The organism is Virgibacillus salexigens (assembly GCF_014905415.1).
GTDB classification, from domain to species: domain Bacteria; phylum Bacillota; class Bacilli; order Bacillales; family Amphibacillaceae; genus Virgibacillus; species Virgibacillus salexigens.
The window spans coordinates 988,228-1,010,310 of sequence record NZ_BNEO01000002.1; the positions used below are offsets into that span (position 1 = coordinate 988,228).

The 22,083-nt window shown below is 36.6% G+C and carries 23 protein-coding genes and 1 other annotated feature; of the genes, 3 read left to right on the forward strand and 20 right to left on the reverse strand.

Going from position 1 to position 22,083, the window contains the following annotated elements; all coding sequences use genetic code 11:
• Nucleotides 1-344 precede the first annotated feature (344 nt).
• The 17 genes from pheA to JKP73_RS13000 form a co-directional block, all read right to left on the reverse strand.
• Nucleotides 345-1,202 carry a prephenate dehydratase gene (pheA, locus tag JKP73_RS12920; RefSeq protein ID WP_021290988.1) on the reverse strand — a complete coding sequence of 286 codons (858 nt, stop codon included), beginning with the start codon at nucleotides 1,200-1,202 and terminating at the stop codon, nucleotides 345-347.
• A gap of 76 nt (nucleotides 1,203-1,278) precedes the next feature.
• Nucleotides 1,279-2,562 carry a GTPase ObgE gene (obgE, locus tag JKP73_RS12925; protein ID WP_160807059.1) on the reverse strand — a complete coding sequence of 428 codons (1,284 nt, stop codon included), beginning with the start codon at nucleotides 2,560-2,562 and terminating at the stop codon, nucleotides 1,279-1,281.
• A gap of 14 nt (nucleotides 2,563-2,576) precedes the next feature.
• Nucleotides 2,577-3,107 (reverse strand): Spo0B domain-containing protein, encoded by a 531-nt coding sequence (locus JKP73_RS12930; protein WP_021290986.1) that lies wholly within the window; start codon nucleotides 3,105-3,107, stop codon nucleotides 2,577-2,579.
• 128 nt (nucleotides 3,108-3,235) lie between these two features.
• On the reverse strand, nucleotides 3,236-3,526 hold the full coding sequence (gene rpmA / locus JKP73_RS12935; RefSeq protein ID WP_038243405.1) for a 50S ribosomal protein L27: 291 nt from the start codon (nucleotides 3,524-3,526) through the stop codon (nucleotides 3,236-3,238).
• A 13-nt stretch (nucleotides 3,527-3,539) separates the two neighbouring features.
• Entirely contained in the window at nucleotides 3,540-3,869 is a 330-nt protein-coding gene (locus JKP73_RS12940) for a ribosomal-processing cysteine protease Prp (protein ID WP_021290984.1), read from the reverse strand.
• A gap of 11 nt (nucleotides 3,870-3,880) precedes the next feature.
• Nucleotides 3,881-4,189 carry a 50S ribosomal protein L21 gene (rplU, locus tag JKP73_RS12945; protein ID WP_021290983.1) on the reverse strand — a complete coding sequence of 103 codons (309 nt, stop codon included), beginning with the start codon at nucleotides 4,187-4,189 and terminating at the stop codon, nucleotides 3,881-3,883.
• Nucleotides 4,190-4,205: 16 nt separating this feature from the next.
• Nucleotides 4,206-4,277 (reverse strand) — a sequence feature (ribosomal protein L21 leader region).
• Between the two features lie 165 nt (nucleotides 4,278-4,442).
• Nucleotides 4,443-5,096 carry a reverse transcriptase-like protein gene (locus JKP73_RS12950; protein WP_038243402.1) on the reverse strand — a complete coding sequence of 218 codons (654 nt, stop codon included), beginning with the start codon at nucleotides 5,094-5,096 and terminating at the stop codon, nucleotides 4,443-4,445.
• A gap of 119 nt (nucleotides 5,097-5,215) precedes the next feature.
• Complete coding sequence (locus JKP73_RS12955) at nucleotides 5,216-6,082, reverse strand: site-2 protease family protein (RefSeq protein WP_160807058.1); 867 nt, start codon at nucleotides 6,080-6,082, stop codon at nucleotides 5,216-5,218.
• A complete protein-coding gene (locus tag JKP73_RS12960; protein WP_021290980.1) occupies nucleotides 6,066-6,836 on the reverse strand; it encodes a M23 family metallopeptidase in 771 nt (256 codons plus the stop codon). Before JKP73_RS12960 ends, JKP73_RS12955 begins: the two co-directional genes overlap by 17 nt.
• A gap of 322 nt (nucleotides 6,837-7,158) precedes the next feature.
• On the reverse strand, nucleotides 7,159-7,959 hold the full coding sequence (gene minD, locus JKP73_RS12965) for a septum site-determining protein MinD (RefSeq protein ID WP_021290979.1): 801 nt from the start codon (nucleotides 7,957-7,959) through the stop codon (nucleotides 7,159-7,161).
• Entirely contained in the window at nucleotides 7,952-8,641 is a 690-nt protein-coding gene (gene minC, locus JKP73_RS12970) for a septum site-determining protein MinC (RefSeq protein ID WP_021290978.1), read from the reverse strand. The genes minD and minC overlap by 8 nt, the downstream gene beginning before the upstream one ends.
• Nucleotides 8,642-8,684: 43 nt before the next feature.
• Nucleotides 8,685-9,224 carry a rod shape-determining protein MreD gene (gene mreD / locus JKP73_RS12975; RefSeq protein ID WP_021290977.1) on the reverse strand — a complete coding sequence of 180 codons (540 nt, stop codon included), beginning with the start codon at nucleotides 9,222-9,224 and terminating at the stop codon, nucleotides 8,685-8,687.
• Entirely contained in the window at nucleotides 9,224-10,099 is an 876-nt protein-coding gene (mreC, locus tag JKP73_RS12980) for a rod shape-determining protein MreC (protein WP_038243395.1), read from the reverse strand. The genes mreD and mreC overlap by 1 nt, the downstream gene beginning before the upstream one ends.
• A gap of 12 nt (nucleotides 10,100-10,111) precedes the next feature.
• Complete coding sequence (locus tag JKP73_RS12985) at nucleotides 10,112-11,152, reverse strand: rod shape-determining protein (protein ID WP_038243392.1); 1,041 nt, start codon at nucleotides 11,150-11,152, stop codon at nucleotides 10,112-10,114.
• 345 nt (nucleotides 11,153-11,497) lie between these two features.
• On the reverse strand, nucleotides 11,498-12,187 hold the full coding sequence (gene radC / locus JKP73_RS12990; protein WP_021290974.1) for a RadC family protein: 690 nt from the start codon (nucleotides 12,185-12,187) through the stop codon (nucleotides 11,498-11,500).
• Between the two features lie 177 nt (nucleotides 12,188-12,364).
• Complete coding sequence (locus JKP73_RS12995; protein WP_160807057.1) at nucleotides 12,365-13,276, reverse strand: SPOR domain-containing protein; 912 nt, start codon at nucleotides 13,274-13,276, stop codon at nucleotides 12,365-12,367.
• Between the two features lie 106 nt (nucleotides 13,277-13,382).
• Nucleotides 13,383-14,636 (reverse strand): bifunctional folylpolyglutamate synthase/dihydrofolate synthase, encoded by a 1,254-nt coding sequence (locus JKP73_RS13000; protein WP_234447111.1) that lies wholly within the window; start codon nucleotides 14,634-14,636, stop codon nucleotides 13,383-13,385.
• A gap of 73 nt (nucleotides 14,637-14,709) precedes the next feature.
• Here JKP73_RS13000 and JKP73_RS13005 point away from each other — a divergent pair, with 73 nt between their 5' ends.
• Complete coding sequence (locus JKP73_RS13005; RefSeq protein WP_021290971.1) at nucleotides 14,710-15,618, forward strand: ATP-grasp domain-containing protein; 909 nt, start codon at nucleotides 14,710-14,712, stop codon at nucleotides 15,616-15,618.
• A gap of 2 nt (nucleotides 15,619-15,620) precedes the next feature.
• Entirely contained in the window at nucleotides 15,621-16,490 is an 870-nt protein-coding gene (locus JKP73_RS13010; protein ID WP_021290970.1) for an ATP-grasp domain-containing protein, read from the forward strand.
• Nucleotides 16,491-16,514: 24 nt separating this feature from the next.
• Here the strand turns inward: JKP73_RS13010 and JKP73_RS13015 are convergent, their stop codons facing one another.
• Nucleotides 16,515-19,163, reverse strand: coding sequence for a valine--tRNA ligase (locus tag JKP73_RS13015; RefSeq protein WP_038243383.1), 2,649 nt, complete (start codon nucleotides 19,161-19,163; stop codon nucleotides 16,515-16,517).
• 536 nt (nucleotides 19,164-19,699) lie between these two features.
• Here JKP73_RS13015 and JKP73_RS13020 point away from each other — a divergent pair.
• Nucleotides 19,700-19,888 carry a YszA family small membrane protein gene (locus tag JKP73_RS13020; protein ID WP_021290968.1) on the forward strand — a complete coding sequence of 63 codons (189 nt, stop codon included), beginning with the start codon at nucleotides 19,700-19,702 and terminating at the stop codon, nucleotides 19,886-19,888.
• Here JKP73_RS13020 and JKP73_RS13025 read toward each other — a convergent pair.
• Nucleotides 19,885-20,898, reverse strand: a complete 1,014-nt coding sequence (locus JKP73_RS13025) for a phosphotransferase (RefSeq protein WP_188942227.1) — start codon at nucleotides 20,896-20,898, stop codon at nucleotides 19,885-19,887. The two genes, JKP73_RS13020 and JKP73_RS13025, sit on opposite strands and share 4 nt — an antisense overlap.
• A 51-nt stretch (nucleotides 20,899-20,949) precedes the next feature.
• Nucleotides 20,950-22,074: a stage VI sporulation protein D gene (spoVID, locus tag JKP73_RS13030; RefSeq protein ID WP_021290966.1), complete on the reverse strand. Its 1,125-nt coding sequence runs from the start codon at nucleotides 22,072-22,074 to the stop codon at nucleotides 20,950-20,952.
• Nucleotides 22,075-22,083: the final 9 nt, after the last annotated feature.

A 22,083-nucleotide genomic window follows, 5' to 3' on the forward strand; every position in this document is an offset into this window, starting at 1 on the left:
TGAATAATTTAATTTAAGACTCAGGGTTCTCTTCCAAGTTAGTCATTGAGGCCACGTACACACCTTATTCTTGATGAAGAGGCTAAATATAGAGCCTATAAAGCATGCGACGAATACCTTCAAGTTAGCTGCTCATCTAAATAATTACACTCATGAATAGCGCAAGTACCTTGGTCATCCCCGACAAAATCTTAATTCCGAAGTGATGTTTTCTGCCACAACGTAAGATTGCTTAAGACCTTGAGGGGGTAGACGCTCGAGCTAGACACAACAAAGCAAAACCTTATACTTTCTTAACTTCAAAAAAATCGGCAATCATTTAGATTACCGACTCAATTAACTATCTACATATCATTCATTTGATATACTGGATATGTTCCTAATATTGACACATTGCATCCTAATGCTTCTAATTCTCCAATGACCCCTGGAAATAGCACCTCATCATATTCTTGATTAACATCAACAATGAAGAAATAATTGCCTAAACCGGTTTTCATAGGTCGTGATTCAATCTTTGATAAGTTCATTTTTCTCCAGGCAAAAGCAGATAAAACTTGATGTAAGGCTCCTGCGTAATCACTAGGTAACGTAATTAAGACGGTTGTCTTTTCAGAATATTTTGGGTGATTAATCTTTATCTGGTTTTCCTTCTTACTTAAAACAGCAAACCTTGTATGGTTATTTGGGAAGTCGTGTATATTCTCATCCAAAATACGTAATCCATACAATTCTGCTGCTAATTTATTGCCAATTGCCGCAATCGATCCTTTCTTCTCAGCAACTAATTCAGCAGCCTTGCCTGTTGACGATGTATAATGAATCGATGCATTTGCTATATGCTGATGAAGATATTGATGGCATTGAGCAATTGCATGACTATGTGAGTGTATTTCACTTAATTCTCCGTAACTACCCGTGAATTCAGGATCCACTAATAAATGTTGTTGTATCGGAACAACGATTTCTGCTACAATCGGTAACCTCACTTGATGTACTAAATAATCAATCGTTAACTGCACGGTGCCTTCTATTGCATTCTCAAGCGGCACGACGCCAATATCAATTTCGTCTTCATTCACAGCGTCTATACATTCAGGAATTGTAGCAAAGCTTTGTTTTACTTCGCCATTAAAAGCTGTATCTACTGCTAATTTTGTAAATGTTCCTTTTGGACCTAAATAACCAATCGTTGCTGCCAAAACCATAATCTCCCTTCACTTCTTTTAAAAATTTCTTTAGTAGCCTGGTTCAGCTACCTACACGGATTTATTTCGATTACTCAATAAACTCAAATTCAAAATCTAAAAGACGAATGGTATCCCCATCTTCTGCACCTCGTTTTCGTAGTGCATCATCAACGCCCATTCCCCGTAATTGTCTAGAGAATCGCTGTACAGCTTCATCATGATTAAAGTCAGTCATTTTAAATAATTTTTCAATTTTTGCTCCAGATAAAACATAAGCTCCATCATCATCACGAGTAATTTTGAATGGTGCTTCTTCCTTGTGATAGCGATAAATTACTTTTTCTTCTTGCTCAGGCTCTTCTTCTGGAGATATTTTCGGTATACTATCTAGTGCATCAGCAACAGCGAATAATAGATCTCTGATTCCTTCTTTTGTGAGAGCAGAAATTTCAAAAACTGGATACTTGTCGTCTAATTCTTGTTTGAATTGTGCTAAATTATCTTTCGCACCTGGCATTTCCATTTTATTTGCAGCAATGATTTGTGGACGTTGCATGATTTTTGCATCATATTTCGTTAACTCTTGATTTATCTTTAGAAAATCCTGATATGGATCCCTACCTTCTGTTGCAGCCATATCAATGACATGAACAATAACTCTTGTTCGTTCTACATGTCTAAGGAATTGATGGCCTAAACCAACCCCTTCATGCGCTCCTTCGATTAAACCCGGCAAATCTGCCATCACAAATCCACGATGATCTTTTGTTTCAACCACACCAAGGTTTGGCGCCAATGTTGTAAAATGGTAATCTGCGATTTTGGGCTTTGCTGCACTAACAACAGATATCAAGGTAGATTTACCCACACTCGGAAAACCCACTAAGCCAACATCAGCAATAAGCTTCAGTTCGACCTTTATATTACGTTCTTGGCCTGGTTCTCCATTTTCAGCCATATCTGGCGCTGGGTTTCTAGGAGTGGCAAATCGTGAATTTCCTCGTCCGCCTCTGCCACCATTGACAATAATTGCCTCTTGCCCATGATTGGTTAAATCAGCAATCACTTCATTCGTTTCTTCATCCGTCACAGTAGTGCCAGGAGGAACAGGAATGATTAACGATTTTGCATTTTTACCGTGCTGATTTTGACTCATCCCATTTTCTCCACGCTTTCCCTTAAAATGGCGATTATACCGGAAATCCATTAATGTATTAAGACCTTCATCTACTTTAAAGATAATATCTGCACCATTTCCTCCATCGCCACCTGCTGGTCCACCTTTAGGAACGTACTTTTCTCGACGATACGCAACGAGTCCATTTCCACCATCGCCAGCTTTTACATATACACTAACTTGATCTACAAACATACTTTCACCTCATCTTAGAAACATGGTACAGAGAAATCACATATTAAACAATTCGCTTGTTTGTATACGGATAACGTGTATAAACTCGTTAAAGAATTTAAGCGAATTAGTAAGCTCTCCTGATTTATTATCCCATAAATCATCAAGCGAACCTCTATAACTTCTGTCCTACCTGTTACCATTTCCAATTCAATATCAATTAGATCATTACTCTGATTTTCGTCTTGGACCAATGCCATGATCTGACGACATTGTTCTGTTAATAGCTTGTCTGCTTTTTCTACCTTTTTATTTTCCGTATGTATTCGAAATTTTAATCGCATATCTTGATACATTTGATGAAATTGAAGCACCCACAAGAAGAATTCAAAAGCTTGTAGTTGCATTAATTTCCGCTCTTCATGATAATAGGCAATAGCATCAGACGTTTTTTCCTCTACTCTTTCTACTTTTCCCATGGATGCATAACCATGAATGACTTGTAAATGATTCATCAAGTCATGTCGGTAATGCTGTATTAGCTGAACTACCTCTTTTTCTGTCATGTTACGCCCCCTCACTATGTTCCAAAGTATAGCAAAAAATTAAGAAAAGATCATTCATATTGGGTAGACCTTTTCCTCAGATTATAAAAAACTCCAGCCAACATACTGGCTGGAGTTTTTTATAATACTTATGCTTCTTTAGCAACTGGGTATACACTTACTTTTTTACGGTCACGTCCAAAACGTTCAAATTTAACTACACCATCAATTTTAGAGAAAAGTGTATCATCTCCACCGCGTCCAACGTTCGCTCCAGGATAAATCTTGGTACCACGTTGACGATAAAGAATCGATCCGCCAGTAACAAATTGGCCATCCGCACGTTTTGATCCTAGTCGTTTCGATTCAGAGTCACGACCGTTTTTCGTACTACCTGCACCCTTTTTCTGAGAGAAAAATTGCAAATCTAGACGTAGCATTATTTCCACCTCCTTATTTCGTTTGTATTTTTATAAATTTACTATATTCTTGTTCAATTGAACTTAATGATATAAGCATTCCCTCAAATAGCAATTGTATCTTCTCCATTTTCTCATCTGAAACAGAGGTTGGAATAGTTACATGAAGATACCCACCGTCATTTCCTTGTCTAATAACAAGATCTGTATCGCATAGATCCATAACTGCGTTTACTGCTCCAATGGATACAGCTGATACTCCTGCACAAACCAAATCATAGCCATATGGTCCACTTTCAGCATGTCCAGAAAGTTCAAATGCTGTTATTTGCTCATTTTCACGAATTACGGTTATAACTATCATGTTAGAATCCTTTATGCATTAATTTTGTCAATTACCAATTTGGTATAAGGCTGACGATGACCTTGCTTGCGATGATAATTCTTTTTTGGTTTGTATTTAAATACAGTAATTTTCTTTTGACGACCATGTTTGGCAACTTTTGCAGTTACAGTAGCACCTTCAACATACGGGGCGCCGACTTTCACGTCATCTCCACCAACAAAAAGAACTTTATCAAATGTAAAAGCATCATCTTGCTCAGCAGCAACTTTTTCAATGTAGATTTCTTGACCTTCTTCTACTTTGATTTGTTTACCACCTGTCTCAATAATAGCGTACATACTACATGCACCTCCTTAATTAACTCAGACTCGCCATACAGGTACCTTCATTGGTTTAAAAACCTGTTCTGCGCGGTTGTAGCACTGGTGCTACGATGAATAACGTATTAATGCTACCATGTTTTCAGTACATGTGTCAAGATTACATTCAGGTATTTGATTCATTTTAACAACTTTAACGAACTGCAACTTTCATATAAAATTGGCACAACACAATTTTTACTGGACAATCTATTCATGTATTGTGCAATGGTTAAATTTCTTTCGTACTAACTACTTCAATTTTTCGAAGAGCTTGCGAAGCTAGTTGATCTGCTTCTTTATTTTTATTTCGAGAAACTAGCACATATTCTGGTTCCATTCCCAATTTTTCAAGCTTGGCATCAATTCGATCAGCCCATCTCGAAAGTTCAAACTCATAACATGGCCATTCCCCACGTAATTGATTAATAACAACATTTGAATCACCTATAATTGTAATTGGGATGTGATGTGCTTCTAATGAATGAAGTTCTTGAAGTGCTAAATGAAGTGCTGCATATTCAGCTTCATTATTTGTCTTAAGTTCCTCAACCAGTGCATTTTTTCTGAGACGAAATGATTTATTGTTCTGTTTATAATACAAAACACAACCTAACCCTGACTGATTTGTTTCTGGATCAAACCCACCGTCGAAGTAGAGGATAATATCATGAACCTCTGTTTTTAATTCCTCAATATGTCGCTGTAATTCCTTCATGGACCATGTTGTATCATGCTTATCTACATAAGTGATCTTTTTTAAACGTCCAGTTCTTTCTAAATCCTCCGTTAGTAATAATGCTTTAGGCACCTTCATCTCTTCAGAAAAACAAGTCATTTCAGCACCTTTTGGGGTTCGATACGTAAATTCCATTCTTACTTTCATTTCATTGCCTCCTTGAAAACACCTTTCGTATATATACTTTACCCTAATTATTTTAATTCCTAATAGCAATCTCCTCTATTTAAAAATAAAAAAGGGCAAGCCCAATAAAAGGCTTGCCCTTAGGTTATGTGATCGGCAATTTCTCCAATGCTTTTATTCACCTGTTTATCGTAAAAAAAACTTTTCAAACAGAACGATTCATCTAGAGCATGTCGTTTATAATTAGCATCATATATATGAATATCATGTTTTCTTTCTCGATAAAAGTAAGAAAACACTTCCATTAATGATTCACTAGCCTTAACATGAATCGGCATGCGTCTTGTATTATTTTTTGATTCCTCTTCATAACGTTGCAAAAGGAATCGCATAAAAGCATAATACCGCTGTTTCCATTCGGTTCTATTTTCCATAAATAAAAAAATAAAAATAAAGAATGAGCTTAATGTAAAAGGAAATGCAAAAAGTTGAATAGATAATAAAATTAAACTAGCTATCATCGAACCGAAAATAATGGAATAATATGCTTTCTTATATGGTAATAAAGAAGATAAAAATAATAATAACAGCTTACCGCCATCTAAAGGCCAAATAGGTAATAAATTAAATAATAAAATAATCGTATTATAATAATAAAATAGTTCCAAAACGGGAGGAGGTAATATATCTCCAGTCCCTACGATCAGTAATCCAAGATAAATAATTATATGTTGAAATGGCCCTGCACAAGTAACATACATTTCTTCTTTTAATGGTTTACTCCCATGTTCTTCTGTATCCATTACCCCACCAAATACCCAAAGCATAACTTTTCGAATTCGCCATTTAAAATGGCGCGCAGCCAATAGATGACCCATTTCATGAAAAAATACGATAAATAATAGAATAGCCAGTTCCATAAACGTTCCTGTAAAAAAAGATATGATAATAAATACTAATAAAATCGGATGGAGATGAATTTTAGGAAGACTATTGAGTGTCGTCAACTTTTAACACCTGTACTGGATCGATATAATCGTTATCTTTCTCAATCGAGAAGAATACGGACTGGCTTTCTTGTGTAGGGCTGAATTGGCCGATTGTTTGGTTTGCTGTTACATGCTGATAAATGTGTACATCAATATTGCTCAAATAACCATACGTTGTTTTACTACTATCAGGATGCTGTACAACAATCGTTTTATTTGTTTCTTTATCATTACCAGCAAATATTACAACACCCTCCTGTAAGGCCGTTACTGTACTCTCTCCCGTTGGAGCAATTTTTATTCCGGTGCCGTTTGTTTGAAATGTTTCTGTCACGTTTCCATTAACTGGCATAGCAGAAGCATTACTCGTTACGTTCTCCGATTGATTATCAGGAACAAATGCTAATGGGCTTCCAAAGGTCTCTTGGTACCAAACATTTACTTTAGCAAAAGGAAATTCCTCTGTTAATGCACTACCTGTCCACTCTTTCGGTGATTGTAATACAGGGGATTCTACTTGCCAAAGTAAAGCGACACCTAAAAATAACAAAATAGAAAGTGTACCTTTTAATAAAAAATTTGTTACCGTTTTACCTTTTGATTTTGAAGGATATCCTGGATCAGAAAATACTGGTGCATATCCATGCTTTTCCTCCTCTTGTAAAAAAGGAGGGATCACCTGTTTGCTTGGTTTTCCTTTAGTGGGTACACCTCGGGCTTTTTTTCGTTGTTCGATTGATTGACGTACTTTTTTTACTCCTTTACTCATCATCCTCACAATCCTTCTCAAGCATTTGTACAAGTCTATGAGAGAGATTATAAAGATATGTCAGAAAAAGGCTAAGCTAAAAAGAAATCATTTCTTATACCATTGCGATCCGTATTTTTCAACGAGGATCTTTTGCCTCCAGAATCACATCCCGTTCCCTTTCTGCGGCCGACTGTAAGTTTTTTCGCTTCATTGCCACGGTCTGTGCTGCTTTGATCTCGCCTAAAGTCTAGTCGAAAGGAATTCCTAAAAAGATGGAATAAAAGAAAAACAGCCAAAAAAACAAGGCAACGAGAACCTCTCGATGCCTGCTCCTTAAACCTTTTTATACACGCATTCCGAAAAACTTTTTCACTTTCTGCATCATCCCTTTTTCCGTATCAAGGTTCTGTAAAGGAACGGTTTCACCTAGAATCCTTCTAGCAATATTTCTATAAGCAATCGAAGCTTTCGTATTTGGCTTAAATGCTACTGGTTCACCTTTATTCGAAGCTTTGATAACTTCCTCATCATCAATAACAATGCCAATTAAATCAACGGATAAAATTTGGAGCACATCATCTATATCAAGCATATCACCGCTTTTCATCATATGATTCCGAATTCGATTAATAACTAATCGCGGTGGTTCAACCATGTCTTCTTTTTCTAATAAGCCAATAATTCTATCTGCATCCCTTACACTTGACTTCTCTGGCGTTGTCACAACTATTGCTTTGTCAGCACCAGCAATTGCATTTTGAAACCCCTGTTCTATTCCTGCTGGGCAATCAATTATTATATAATCATATTCTTGTTTTAACTCTGTAATGATACGCAGCATACCCTCTGTAGTGACAGATGATTTATCACTTGTTTGAGCGGCAGGCAGTACGGATAAATAATCAAAACGTTTATCTTTGATCAAAGCTTGTTTTAATTTACACCTTTCTTCAATCACGTCAACAATATCATAGATAATTCTATTTTCTAGCCCCATCACTACATCAAGATTTCTTAAACCAATATCTGTATCTATTAGACAAACTTTTTTCTCCATTAATGCTAATGCTGTTCCAATATTTGCAGTCGTAGTTGTTTTACCAACTCCGCCTTTACCTGATGTAATAACGATCGCTTCACCCATTTTGCATTCTCCTTTCGAACCTGTTTATTTCTTTTCTTTTATGTGAGAGAACTTGTAGTCGATCAATTATGATTTTATCCTTCTCTTCATCAACTAGACCACATTCCATATACACACCATCAGATTCATAGTCAGGAGCACGACTGATATAATCAGCAATTCGAAGTTGACTAGGGTTCATGAAAGATGCTGCTATGAATGCTTTTATGTCACCGTCAACACCAGCATGGGCAATTCCCCGTAAATTCCCCAATATGTAAATATTTCCTGTTGCTGTAACTTTGCCACCAGGATTTACATCTCCTATAAGTAATAGGTCTCCAGTGACATGTAATATCTGGCCCGAACGAACAATTCGATTCATTGCTTTAATTTCGCTATTTGCTTGCCAAAGACGAGCTTCTTCGCGAAGAACGACATCCGATTCTATTGAATGAATCGTAAACCGGTTTTCCTCACATATCGTTTGTTTTAACCGTTCTAGTTGCTCATCATTTAGATAACGATGACCTAATTTCACTCTAACACTGACAATAGGTTCATGCTGGGTTGGCCTACTTTCTTTCATTTTACGTCCAAGCTCTTGTATCGCCTGTTCAAAAGAACAACTATCTTCGATAAATAATGTTAGTCCATCTTTTGTTCCCTTCATCGTAATTAATTGCTTTTTCTCCTGTACCACATGTTCACCTCATTTATCTAACATGAGAAAATTGAACAAAACATTAAATAGGATTGCTTCTTGCCAATTGCTCCCTTCCCCATGCAGTAAGTTTTTTAACAACGATTGGATATAAAGCGAGTAAAAATACTAGATTAGATAGTACTGTCGGTAGTAATCGAATGGACAAATATTCTTTCCAAGCTACATCGGTAATTCCTACTACCATATAAATTAAATAGATAGCGACATCTGCTAGTGCTAATCCAACAATTCCAAGCAAGATCGTCACAAAAATATTACCGTGTAGCAGCTTCTTTAAACCATGTACGACATATATAAGTAAGGCATAGGAAAACATATAGACACCTAGTACCTCTGTATATACAATATCGATAACTAACCCGAATATAAGGGCATACATTACCGAAAAATATGTTCTATCTTTATCGTAAAAAATGGCAATATACACAAGGAAGATAAATACCCAATGCGGTACAATAAGTAAATCATTTGTTAGTAGACTTCCCGGTAGCAACTCCAATGCTACTCCTTCTAGTACCATAATTAAAAAAAGAATGAGGGGCAAGTATAGACGTTTCATTACTCGCCCTCCTCTCCATTTTCTGTATCCTCTTGCACGGCACGATCAACTACAATGACTTGATTTATATCATACATATCAGCAGCAGGTTCAACTAATGCCGTTCGGGTTAGTCCGTATTGATCGGGAACGACTTCTTTCACTTCACCAATTGGCAACCCTGCAGGGAATACACCGCCCATCCCTGACGAAACAACTAATTCTCCTTCTTTTAGATCCTCTTTAGATTCCTCAATAATTCGGAAGATCAGGCTTTCGGTTTCTTTATCAAATCCTTCAACCATTCCAAAAATCTCTTGTCCATCCCTAGAAACGGTACCTGATATACGATTAAATTGATCAAAACCTGTTAGCAGCTGAACGGTTGAAGTACTTTGTGATGGTGCAAGCACTTTACCAACCATTCCTTCTGGAGTTATGACTGCCATATTAGCTTCTACGCCATCCTTTTTCCCTTTATTAATCGTTACTTGCTCAATCCACCGTTCAGGTGATCTTGACATAACAGTTGCTTGGATTGGATTATAATTCCGCATGTTATCGGAATCGGTGAGCTCTAAATTATTTCTTAAATCCTCATTCTCTTCTTTTAATTCTTGAACTTCATAAATAAGTCCTTTATATTCAGCCAGTTTTTCTTTTAATATCCGATTTTCTTTGTACGTATCTTTAAAATCATCCATATTTCCTACAATATCTGTTATAAAATTAATCGGAGCATGAATAATACCTTGTGCCCATCCTACTGTATCATTAATAAATTCTTCTACGCCTGTTAGATTATCTCGATCTCTAAGCGAGAAACCAATTAACGCGACTAGAATAATAAAACCAATTAATATTATAAATAAGCGTTTTTTACGTAAAAAAGACATAGGAACACCAACTTACTCTACAGTCGGACGTGATGATACATTCGGATGGGAGCGGAAGTGCTGAATGTATTCTAAAGATTTGCCAGTTCCAATTGCTACACTTTCAAGTGGATCTTCCGTAACAAAGACAGGCATTTTTGTCTCATCACTAATAGCTTTATCTATTTGTTTTAACAAAGATCCGCCTCCGGACAAGACTATTCCACGGTCCATAATATCTGCTGCAAGTTCAGGAGGCGTATTTTCTAATGTATTTTTGACTGCATCAACTATCGATTCTACTGTATCTTTCAATGATAACGCAATTTCTTCGGCGGTTATGGTAATCGTTTTTGGCAGGCCAGTTAAAAGGTCTCTGCCACGAATATCCATTTCTTCATTTTTAGTAATGTCACCAGCCGTACCAATTTCAAGTTTTATGGATTCTGCGGTTCTTTCGCCGATCATTAAACTATAATGTTTACGAATATAATTGGTAATAGCTTCATCCATATCATCCCCTGCCGTACGAATTGATCTGCTTGTCACAACTCCTCCAAGCGAAATTACAGCGACCTCCGTTGTGCCACCGCCAATATCAACAATCATACTTCCGGTTGGTTCCCATACCGGTAAACCCGCACCAATCGCTGCTGCAAACGGCTCTGAAATAGGAAAAGCTTCTTTTGCACCTGCTTGTTTAGTAGCATCAATCACAGCACGTTCTTCTACCATTGTTATGCCAGAAGGTACACATACCATAACATTTGGCTTTCTAGCAAAATAAGACCGATTCTTCATTGCTTTTTGTATATAGTATTTCATCATAGCTGCAGTTGTATCATAATCAGCAATAACTCCATCTTTCATCGGCCGAATAACTGTTATATTACCAGGTGTTCTACCAATCATATTACGTGCTGAACTTCCCACGGCCTCTATATCGCCTGTTTGTTTATTCTTTGCAACCACAGAAGGTTCCTTTACAACAACACCTTTGCCTTTTACAAACACAAGAGTATTTGCAGTACCTAAATCTATCCCTAAGTCCTGAGAAAAATTAAATATTCCCAAAAAAATCTCCCTTTCCAAATCACATTCATGTGGTTATATGTAGGTTCATAATATCGAATCCAATTATCTCGTTTTAATCGTTAAAAGTAAAACAATTACCACCATGTCCTAATCTTTAATTTTCGTTTTTAGCAATCCAATTAAAATGAAGCTCAACAAGCGCCACTTTCCATGAATAATTGAAAAATGGCGCTACTGAATCATTCGTCTATATAATTATACGAAAAAAAGAATAAAATAGATAGTGTTATTATCGGATCATTTTTGTTCATTCACCAAAAAGTTATTTACCTTTTTATCTCAATACTTCTATATACTGAAATAAGCTCAAATAATACATAATTCTTATAAATACCCTTTTTCCTTTAAAGAAATGAATTTACGATCACCTATTATAATGTGGTCAATTAATTCAATTCCTATCATTTTTCCTGATTCAGCTAATCGCCTTGTTACATGGATATCTTCTTGTGAAGGGGTAGGGTCTCCGGATGGATGGTTGTGGGCAACAATAATTGAGGCTGCTGAACGCTTGATTGCCTCCCGAAACACTTCACGTGGATGTACAATGGAAGCATTGAGACTACCAATAAAAATAGTTTGTCTGTGAATAATTTGATTTTTCGTGTTTAAGAATAATGCAATAAAATGTTCCTGTTTCAACCCTCGCATTTCTTCCATTATGTAGTCTGCTCCATCCTGAGGAGAGCGAACAACATATCGTTCATCTGGTTTATAATCATGCATGCGTTTACCTATTTCTATGGCTGCTAAGATCAAGACACCTTTTGCTGTACCAATTCCTTTTATAGCTATCAATTCTTCTATGGTTGCATCACTTAATAGCTTCAAACCTTCAAAATGCATTAAAACGCGACTTGATAATGTGATTACAGACTCTTTTTTTGTCCCACTTCCTAACACGATGGATAGCAATTCTGCATTCGAAATATGGTTTGCACCTAATCTTAATAGTCTTTCTCTAGGGCGATCATCTTTTGGTACATCTTTTATCATAATAGGTGTAGCGTTCATTCAGACCATTCCTCTGTTATAAGATAGTATTATCTTAGAACACCTCAGAGAATGATACAAATTGGTAATTTCAAAAAGAAATGGAATGAATGATTTACATAATTGCTTTTTCCATAACAAATAATTAGTTAATACGTATTACCTTATGATTTAAAATGGAATTTTCCATCCATTCACTTAATTATTTTTTGCAACAGACATGTAAGCATACCATAGATTTAAGAGAACAGCTCTACTTTGTAAATAATCTCCCTTTTCATTTTCCGATATTGCAGTTTCTATTTCCGTTTTTAACCCATCAAGTTTGTTTCCCTCTTGTGGATACTTATCCAAAAGCTCTTGCCATGTTTTTGTTTGGAAGCCTTCAGTTTCTAGATCTGCTTTCCATATGTCTGTAAATGACTTGATCCAATCACTTTCACTTTGTGTTAGATTAACTTCAAAACTATCCGTTGACCAATTTTTTACATAAATATCCATATCGGCAGCAGCCAGGCTTTTATTCAATTGATCAGCCTCGTTCTCACTAGCAACGGCAGCAATTAATAAAAAGTATTTTCCCTCTCTTTCCCAGGTCATGGTGGGAATCCCATTGTCCTTATAGTTAGTAGCCCATGTTTCAGCATTTGCCTTTTCAGAGAACACGCCTCCCTGTAATACAAATGCTTGAAGTCCATGAATGGTTGTGGCCGTTCCTTGACTTTCATTTTCTTCCTGGTCTTTATTATCGACAGCTGGTATACTTGCACTTCCATTTGCTTGACCGCTATCCTCTATAGTAACAAACATTTTAAGCATCATTATCCCTAAAAATGAACCAATTACTAGGGCAGAAAGGATTGCAATAATAACTGGTTTCCATTTCTTTACTTTCTGCTTTAAGGATTCAAATCGTGCAGCTTGTATTTTGGTCAATCTAGTATAAGCAGGTATTTCACCTTCATCATCTGAAACTGTAGCTGCTTCTTGTTTTTTTCCAGGGGAATCAGATGTCGGAATTGAATCCTGTGTTTCTTGCTTGTTTATATAGAGTTTTACTTGCTTACCATTTTCCCAGACTGTTATTTTTCGCTTGTCCTTATTTTCCACTACCTTTCTTTCCTCCCCGCACTAGATTTATGTTAAACTCTAGCACAGCAAGGTTAAAAAGTAAGACGAAATCTGTCATCTTACTAAAGAATCGTTCAACATATATTTATCTTTTATTAACATTCATGTAGTCACGTACGAACGAAATAAAATGTAATGAACCAGTTATAAAATATACAGTGTTTGGGTTTACCATCTTATTGACTGCTTTTTGCCAATTTGGTTCAACTATCATTTCACCTCCATATTGTTGCATTTCTGTAACACTGGCAGCTCTCGGGTGATTGAAAGTTGTCAAGGTGATCGAAGTAAATCTACCTTGTAATTGGTGAAGCATATTTTCTAAGTCTTTATCTTTAAAGACAGCAAACAATAACGCACGATCCATATACTTATAGTTGCTCTCCATTGTTTCCAGAAAACGAGAGATTCCGGCTGGATTATGTGCACCATCAACAATAATTAATGGGTGATTCTGAACAATTTCAAACCTTCCAATCAGCTTCACCCGACAAAAAGCAGATTGAACTTTGGATATAACCAAATGAAATCCAGCTCTGGTCAGTAATTGAAGTGCCATCATAGCAATGGAGGCATTATCCTTTTGATGTTCCCCAGGCATATTAATGGTTAAGTCATAAGGCATTGCTGGTGATTGCATCCACGTTATGCTATTTCCTTGTAATGCGTGATATGTAAAATTACTGCCAAGTCGATATATAGGTGCTTGTTTTGCAGTTGCCTCCTTCTTGACAATTTCTGTCGCTTCTTGGCATAGTTCCCCAGTTATGACTGGAGTACCTGATTTTATTATACCAGCCTTGTGGGAGGCAATTTCGGAAATGGTATCCCCTAAAAAAGCAGTATGATCTTTAGCGATATTTGTTATAATGGACAGGATAGGTAGAATGCAATTCGTTGTATCTTCCCTGCCTCCCATTCCAGCTTCTATTATGGCTATATCTGTCCGATCTACAAAATAAAAAAGAGCAATAGCAGTAATGATTTCAAATTCACTAGGATGTAACTCCATATCATCCAATTGTAAGATGGCTGGATAGATTTCGGACCAGATATCCAAAATTAAATGCTCAGGGATAGGCTCGTCATTCAGAAAAACATGCCCTCTTAACCCTGTTAAACTAGGGGATGTAAACATACCTACCTGATAATTATTTGCAATTAAACCTTGTTTCACAAATTCTGCTGTAGAACCTTTTCCATTCGTACCTGCTATGTGGATAGTTGTTAGTTTTTCCTGGGGCCTTCCTAAAAGATTAAGTATCTTTTCCATACGTTGAAGCCCCGGCTTAATTCCCAATTGTCTACGATTTTTTATAAAACTTTCTATTTGATTCATTTGTTGAAACAACTTACAGCACCACACTTATCGTTTAATTTTCCTATTTAGTATATCAGAAAGGACAGAAGCAATGCAGTTACACGGTTGGATTATTTATAATGGAAGTTTACCAGGAAAAAAATTTATTGATTTTGCTGAATGGATTCAAGCAGCTGCTATTCATAAAGGAGGTACTGCATCCATTTATAAGAATACTGAGTTGCTTGCGTATCTTGGCGAAGGAAATTTAGAAATCCTACATCTCCAACATAGAAAAGCACCTGATTATATCGTATTCGCAGATAAAGACATCTATTTAGCAAAACAATTAGAAAAGATAGGAATGCGTGTATTTAATAGTGCCGAAGCAATTTCCATTAGTGATGATAAAATTGCCAGCTATCAGCAACTGGCAGCTAACAATTTGCCGATCCCTAAAACATTGATAGCACCTAAATCATTTACGCAGGGGGAACCAGATATGGATGTCATGAAACAAGCCATTCAATTATTTAGTTTCCCAATGATTGTTAAAGAAGCATTTGGTTCATTCGGGCAACAGGTTTACTTTATACAAACAGAAGCTGAGTTAAGGATAAAGCTTGCCGAACTAGAAGGGAAGCCATATATGTTCCAAGAATTCATAGCAACAAGTTATGGTCAAGACTTGCGGCTTCATGTGGTTGGTGACCAGGTTGTTGCTTCCATGAAGCGTCAAGCTGATAATGATTTTCGGGCAAATGTCTCCGCTGGTGGTAAAATGGAAGCCTATACCCCGACAATTGATGAGCAAGAATTAGCAATTGCTGCTACGAAAGCAATAGGGGCAGACTTCGCTGGAGTTGATTTATTGTTCGGACCTGACCAAACCCCGATTGTATGCGAAATCAATTCGAATGCCCACATTCGTAATATGTTTGATTGTACTGGAATTAATGTGGCTGATGATATGATTGATTATATTTATCAGCAATTAACTGATTTTCAAAAAGGAGAATAACATTGCTTAAAGGTTGGATCGTTTACAGCAAGAAAGACTTCAGAGGAAACCAATCCTATATTAATTGGTTTATCAAAGAAGCTGCTCGACAATCACTTCAATTACAACTTGTAATTCGAGAAAACATTACAATCGGTATTGAAAATAATCAACGAAGAGTTTACTTCAACGGTGAGATGATAACGGATTTAGACTTCGCTATTGTTCGCACGATTGATCCCATGTTGAGCACTCATTTGGAAGCATGTAATATCATCGTCTTTAATTCTGCTTATGTTTCCAGAGTTTGTAATGATAAGGCTCTTACTCATCATATTGTTCAACAATTGAATATTCCGATGGTAGATACCATCTATTCCAAAAAAGAGCAGCTCTCTTCTCACCCACCTTTACCTTATCCGTTTATTATTAAGGAAACCTCCGGGAGAAGTGGAAAACAGGTTTACTACATTGCAGATAAGCAAAGCTACCTAAGATGTCAACAGTTACTTCGCACTACTAATCTTGTTATTCAATCTTGTCATGTGCAAATGGGAAAGGATTTACGTGTCTTTGTAGTTGGGAAAAAAATTGTCGCAGCTGTATTACGACAGAATGATACAGATTTTCGGGCCAATTTTAAATTGGGAGGCTCAGCAACATTATATAAATTGAATAATGAAGAACGATGCCTGATTAAGAAAATAGTCGAATACTTTGATTTTGGAATGGTAGGGATAGACTTTTTAATTGATTATGATGGGAATCTGTTATTTAATGAAATTGAGGATATTGTCGGTTCTCGAACATTAAGTAATTCAAGTGATATAAATATTCTTCGTATTTATGTAGACCATATAAGTGAGAAGTTAAAAAGAAGGAAACTGCTCTAATGATAGACAGTTCCCTTCTTTTTATTATCCCCTCAGTTCTTCCAATCTAGCTTTTACCTTCGCCTGTTTATCTAGATAATCTCGCTCTTTTTGTTTCTCTTCCTCCACAACGGCCTGTGGTGCTTTATTAACAAAACCTTGATTTGCAAGCTTTTTCTTGACGCGTTCAACTTCTTTATTCCACTTCGTTAATTCTTTCTCTAGCCGCGCAATTTCTTTATCAAAATCAATTAACCCTTCTAGTGGGAAAAATAATTCAGCACCTGTTACAACCGCAGTCATTGCTTTATCAGGCACATTTACCGTAGTAGCAATCGTACATTCACTCGTATTACAGAAACGCTCCAGATAATCGCGATGTGTTTTCAATTCATTAATTACATCTTGGTTCTCAGCTTGAATTAATAATTTTATTTGTTTCGACATTGGGGTATCAACTTCTGCTCGAATATTACGCACAGATTTAATAATCGATACAAGTCGTTTCATTTCTTGCGAAGCTTTCTCATCATGAAATGCATGATTTACTTGCGGCCAATTTGCTACTGTAATGGACGACCCTTGATGAGGTAATTGTTGCCAAATTTCTTCCGTTATAAATGGCATATATGGATGTAACATACGCATGGTTTGATCTAGTACATAAGCGAGAACAGAGCGAGTTGTTTTCTTTTTCAACTCATCATCACCGTACAGCGGTAATTTCGCCATTTCTATATACCAATCACATAATTCATCCCAAATAAAGTTGTAAAGATAACGTCCTGCTTCGCCAAATTCATATTTATCCGTATTTTTAGTAACTTGTTCAATCGTCTCATTCAATCGTGTTAATATCCATTTATCAGCAAGTGATTTTTCACCAGTTAAATCAATATCTTCATAGCTAAACCCTTCCAAATTCATAATCGAAAAACGAGATGCATTCCAAACCTTATTGGCAAAATTCCATGTGGATTCTACCTTTTCCCAGTGGAAGCGTAAATCCTGACCTGGTGTTGACCCAGTTAATAAGAAATAGCGTAAGGAATCAGCACCATACTTATCTATGACATCCATAGGATCGACACCATTGCCAAGTGACTTACTCATTTTTCGACCTTCTGCATCACGAATAAGTCCGTGAATTAATACATCATTAAAAGGTTTACGCCCCGTAAAGTGCTTCGATTGAAAGATCATCCGGGCAACCCAGAAGAAAATAATGTCATAACCTGTAACTAGTACCCCTGTAGGAAAATAGCGTTGAAAATCTTCACTAGCTGTATTCGGCCAACCCATTGTAGAAAATGGCCATAATGCGGATGAGAACCAAGTATCTAAGACATCTTCATCCTGTTCCCAATTTTCTATATCTTCTGGTGCCTCCTTGCCAACATGAATTTCATTTGTTTCTTTATGATACCAAGCTGGAATTCGATGTCCCCACCAGAGTTGACGAGAAATACACCAATCTCGAATATTTTCCATCCAATTCAAGTACGTTCGCTCAAATCGTTGTGGAACAAAATTAACCTTATCTTCTTGATGTTGTAACGCAATCGCGGCATCAGCTAACGGCTGCATATTAACAAACCATTGAGTCGAAAGATATGGTTCGACCACGGCTCCACTTCTCTCCGAATGGCCTACTTGGTGCGTATGATCTTCAATTTCAAACAGAATGCCTTGATCTTGTAAATCCTTTACAATCTGTTTCCGGCAATCAAAACGATCCATGCCTGCATAGGACCCAGCATTATCATTCATCGTTCCGTCCTCGTTCATAATTAGAACTCTTTCCAAATTATGGCGATTACCGATCTCAAAATCATTCGGATCATGCGCAGGTGTTATTTTCACAGCACCTGAACCAAATTCCATATCTACATATTCATCAGCAACGATCTCAATTTCCCTGCCAACGATTGGTAATATAACTTTTTTTCCAATTAAATCAGCATAACGATCATCTTTTGGGTGAACGGCTACTGCAGTATCACCTAGCATCGTCTCTGGACGTGTTGTTGCAATTTCAATTGTTTCTTTACTACCCTTTATCGGATAGCGCATATGATAGAATTTTCCATTTACTTCTTCATAAATAACTTCAATATCCGATAATGCTGTTTTCGTTTGAGGATCCCAATTAATAATATATTCTCCGCGATAGATAAGCCCTTCTTCATAAAGCTTTACAAACACTTCTTTCACAGCATCTGATAAGCCATCATCCAACGTGAAACGTTCACGGGAGTAATCTAAGCCAAGACCTAATTTTTCCCATTGGGAACGAATAAAATCAGCATATTCCCCTTTCCATTCCCAAGCTTTTTCTAAAAATTTATCTCTACCTAATTCGTACCTGCTCGTACCGTGTTCTTTCAGTTTTGCCTCTACTTTTGCTTGGGTTGCAATTCCAGCATGATCCATTCCTGGCAGCCATAGCACATCATATCCTTGCATTCGTTTCATACGAGAAATTGTATCTTGCATCGTTGTATCCCATGCATGACCAAGGTGTAACCGTCCGGTTACATTTGGTGGTGGTATTACAATTGCATATGGTTCCTGGTCTGGATCATTGCTTGCTTGAAAGTATTTGCCTTCCAACCAAAATTGATACCTGCCTTGTTCTACTTCCTGCGGGTTATATTTTGCTGACATGGAAGTAGATTTCTTTTGTTCACTCATACTAACGCCTCCTAAAACAAATTAATCAACTAAAAAACCCTTTTCATCCCAATAAAGGACGAAAAGGGTATACTTTCCGTGGTACCACCTTTGTTTGCAAGCTCGGCTTGAGCAATGCACAACTTCGTTGAATGATAACGGTAATAAACTCCATTACCGGCTTCTTCTAGTAATGCACTATATTTTCATAGCGTATGTTCAAAGAAGCTGCATCATGGACGACCTTCCATGGTAATATTGCCAAGGAAATTTTCAGCCTGTGATTTCCCTCTCTTTTGGTTATTACCTTGTACTCTTTCCAATCCGCGCATTTTTCAAAATCGTTTTTTAAGGAATAGCTTTATTTTATATATTATGTGTCATTTCGTCAACTATTTCTAAGAGTTTTGCACAAAAACAGGATATCTATACATAGTATATATAAAAGGTGTATGCACACAGGTTAGAGACGAATCAAGAACCCCTGCACAGGATGGTTAAACCAATAATGTAATAACTTGAAAGTATCATCATTATGAAAAGAGAGGTGAATCCTAATGGCTCGCTACTATCGTTACCGCTTACCACCTTGGGCAAGAACATGCATTATTGTAATTGAAAGAGTTACCTTACCCATTTTGGTCTTTCAATTAATCCGTACCCTTTTCTTTCCAACAACGTTTGATGTATTTTTATTAGGACTGTTAGTAGGGTTATTCATTGCTTTTTATTTGGAGTGGATTTAACTTTCTAAGTCATCAATATCAAACGAATCATACTCTTGCTCAATATAGGCCGACAATTGTAATCCAAATAATATTCTCCTAAATACATGCTGCAATGAAACAATTTGTTCAATCATTGTTTCTTTCGAATTACCATGAGCTTCGAGTAATTGAAGATATGGTTGGCAATCTAATAATTGGATGGCTAACATGTAAAGCTCTTTCTTGGATAATTCATTTTCATTCATATAACTATCAAATGCTTGAATAAATAAATTCGTTGGTGCATCGTACATGCTTGTTTCATTTTTAAAGAAAATAGATAAATCCAACGAAGGATATTCGTACATGGCGTCTTCCCAGTTTATAAAAAATATTTGATCTGGTGATGAAAGGATATGTGAAGCTTGTAAGTTCCCATGACATAGACTATAATTCCATGCTTCATCCTCTTTCTGCTCATATAAAAGTTGATCAATTCTTCGCATTGACTCCTTAAGTGCAAAATCAATATCACGATACTGTGTACAAACAAGTAATTCAAAAGGTGACATGTAATGGTTTTTTTCATAGTTTTCAACAAAATGAAGCAGCTTTTTTTGTCTCTCTTCCGTTTCTTTTTGATAATTTGTAAAACGGTCGATAAATGTTTCATTTGGTATGTTTCGAACTCGTTTGGTTTTAGCATGGATTGTTCCAAGACTTTGGAATACATCACGTATAGAACTTTCATTAAAGTTAGTTAATGCTTTTCCTCTCCATGGCGTAAGGTAATAAATGCGATCATGATGTTTTTTGTATATATTTCCTTCCGTTGTTAAATAAACTGGGAGAATCGTATATAAATTCTCTGCATAAGCTTCTCTGAAAACCTTTTCCCACATGGAAACAGTCTGTTCGGATAAGTCGCTTTGCTTTAATGCATATTGTTGATGACCATCCTGGATTCTAAAGAGGTGACCCGTTTCATGTTCTATGTAAAAAGGTTGAACAGAATAAGCATTTAATATTGTTTTTATGGCATCCAACATATCACCACCTAATAACGGAAAACCCCTTGGCTCGATGGCAAGGGGCAGCATTTATTTTTTCTTATGGGGAATATATAATAACTGTCCTTCTGAGACATCATAGTCTTCATCTAATTGATTCTGCTTAATTAACTGTAAGGCCGAGATTTGATAACGTTCTGCAATTGAATCAATGGTATCTTTTTCTTGAACTATGCACAATCTCATTTTTGTATAATTGCTTTCTTCATTTCCCCTAAACATATCAGACAAATAACTGACATCTTTTACAGTTTCTTCATCATCCGTTCGATCATCAGATCCTTCATACACCTCTGGAGCAGATGTTGTCGACTCTTCTTCCCATTCATCATCAGATAGTTCGTCGATATTCACATCTCCATATTCTGTTGGAGATTCTGCTTCATCTTGTGAAGCAGTACCAAAGAATTCTTTTAGTGTTTTCGACTCCTTGTATTTCCATCTACCATCCGCTTCATCATAATGAGATTCACTGGATTCTTCAATCGATTCTTCTACTATTGGTTCTTCTATATCATTTGGCTCCAAAGCTTCTGTATTATCTCTTTCTTCTGTTTCCGATGAAAGCACGGGTAAATCAGACGGCATTATATCTTCGCTATTTACCGTATCAACTTCAGGTTCTTTTAGTTCAAATTGAAAGCTTTCTTCCTCTTCTCCCAAATTAGAAGAAAACGAATCCTCCGGGGTATTTAAATCTACTTCTTCTCTTTCTGCTACTTCATTTTCATTTACACCATGAATCTCAATTGTAGAATACAACCGAAATAAGGATGGATTCGGAATTTCATAATCAAATGTTTGGATATACACGCTAACATCATTTAAATCCGTCACACGATTGGCTGGCACAGAAATTTCCACTGGAAATTGATGAGAAAAAGTCGCAAGTCCATCTCCATTTTCCTCTACTCTTTCAACATAACGTTTCGACTGAAGATTTTCAGCCTCCAAGGATTCTCCAGTTATTTCTTCGGTTTGCTCGTATTCTCCTTTTAATTCAATAATTCCTCTAATTGAAATATAGTCGTTAAACGAATGTATGGAAATATCCGGCTCTAAGGAAACACCTCTCATTTCTTGGACTTCCTGTCCCTTTTCAAAATAGAGCGTTTCATTCAGTTCAAAGCTGAATACCGGTCGATCCTTTGACAATGCTCTTCC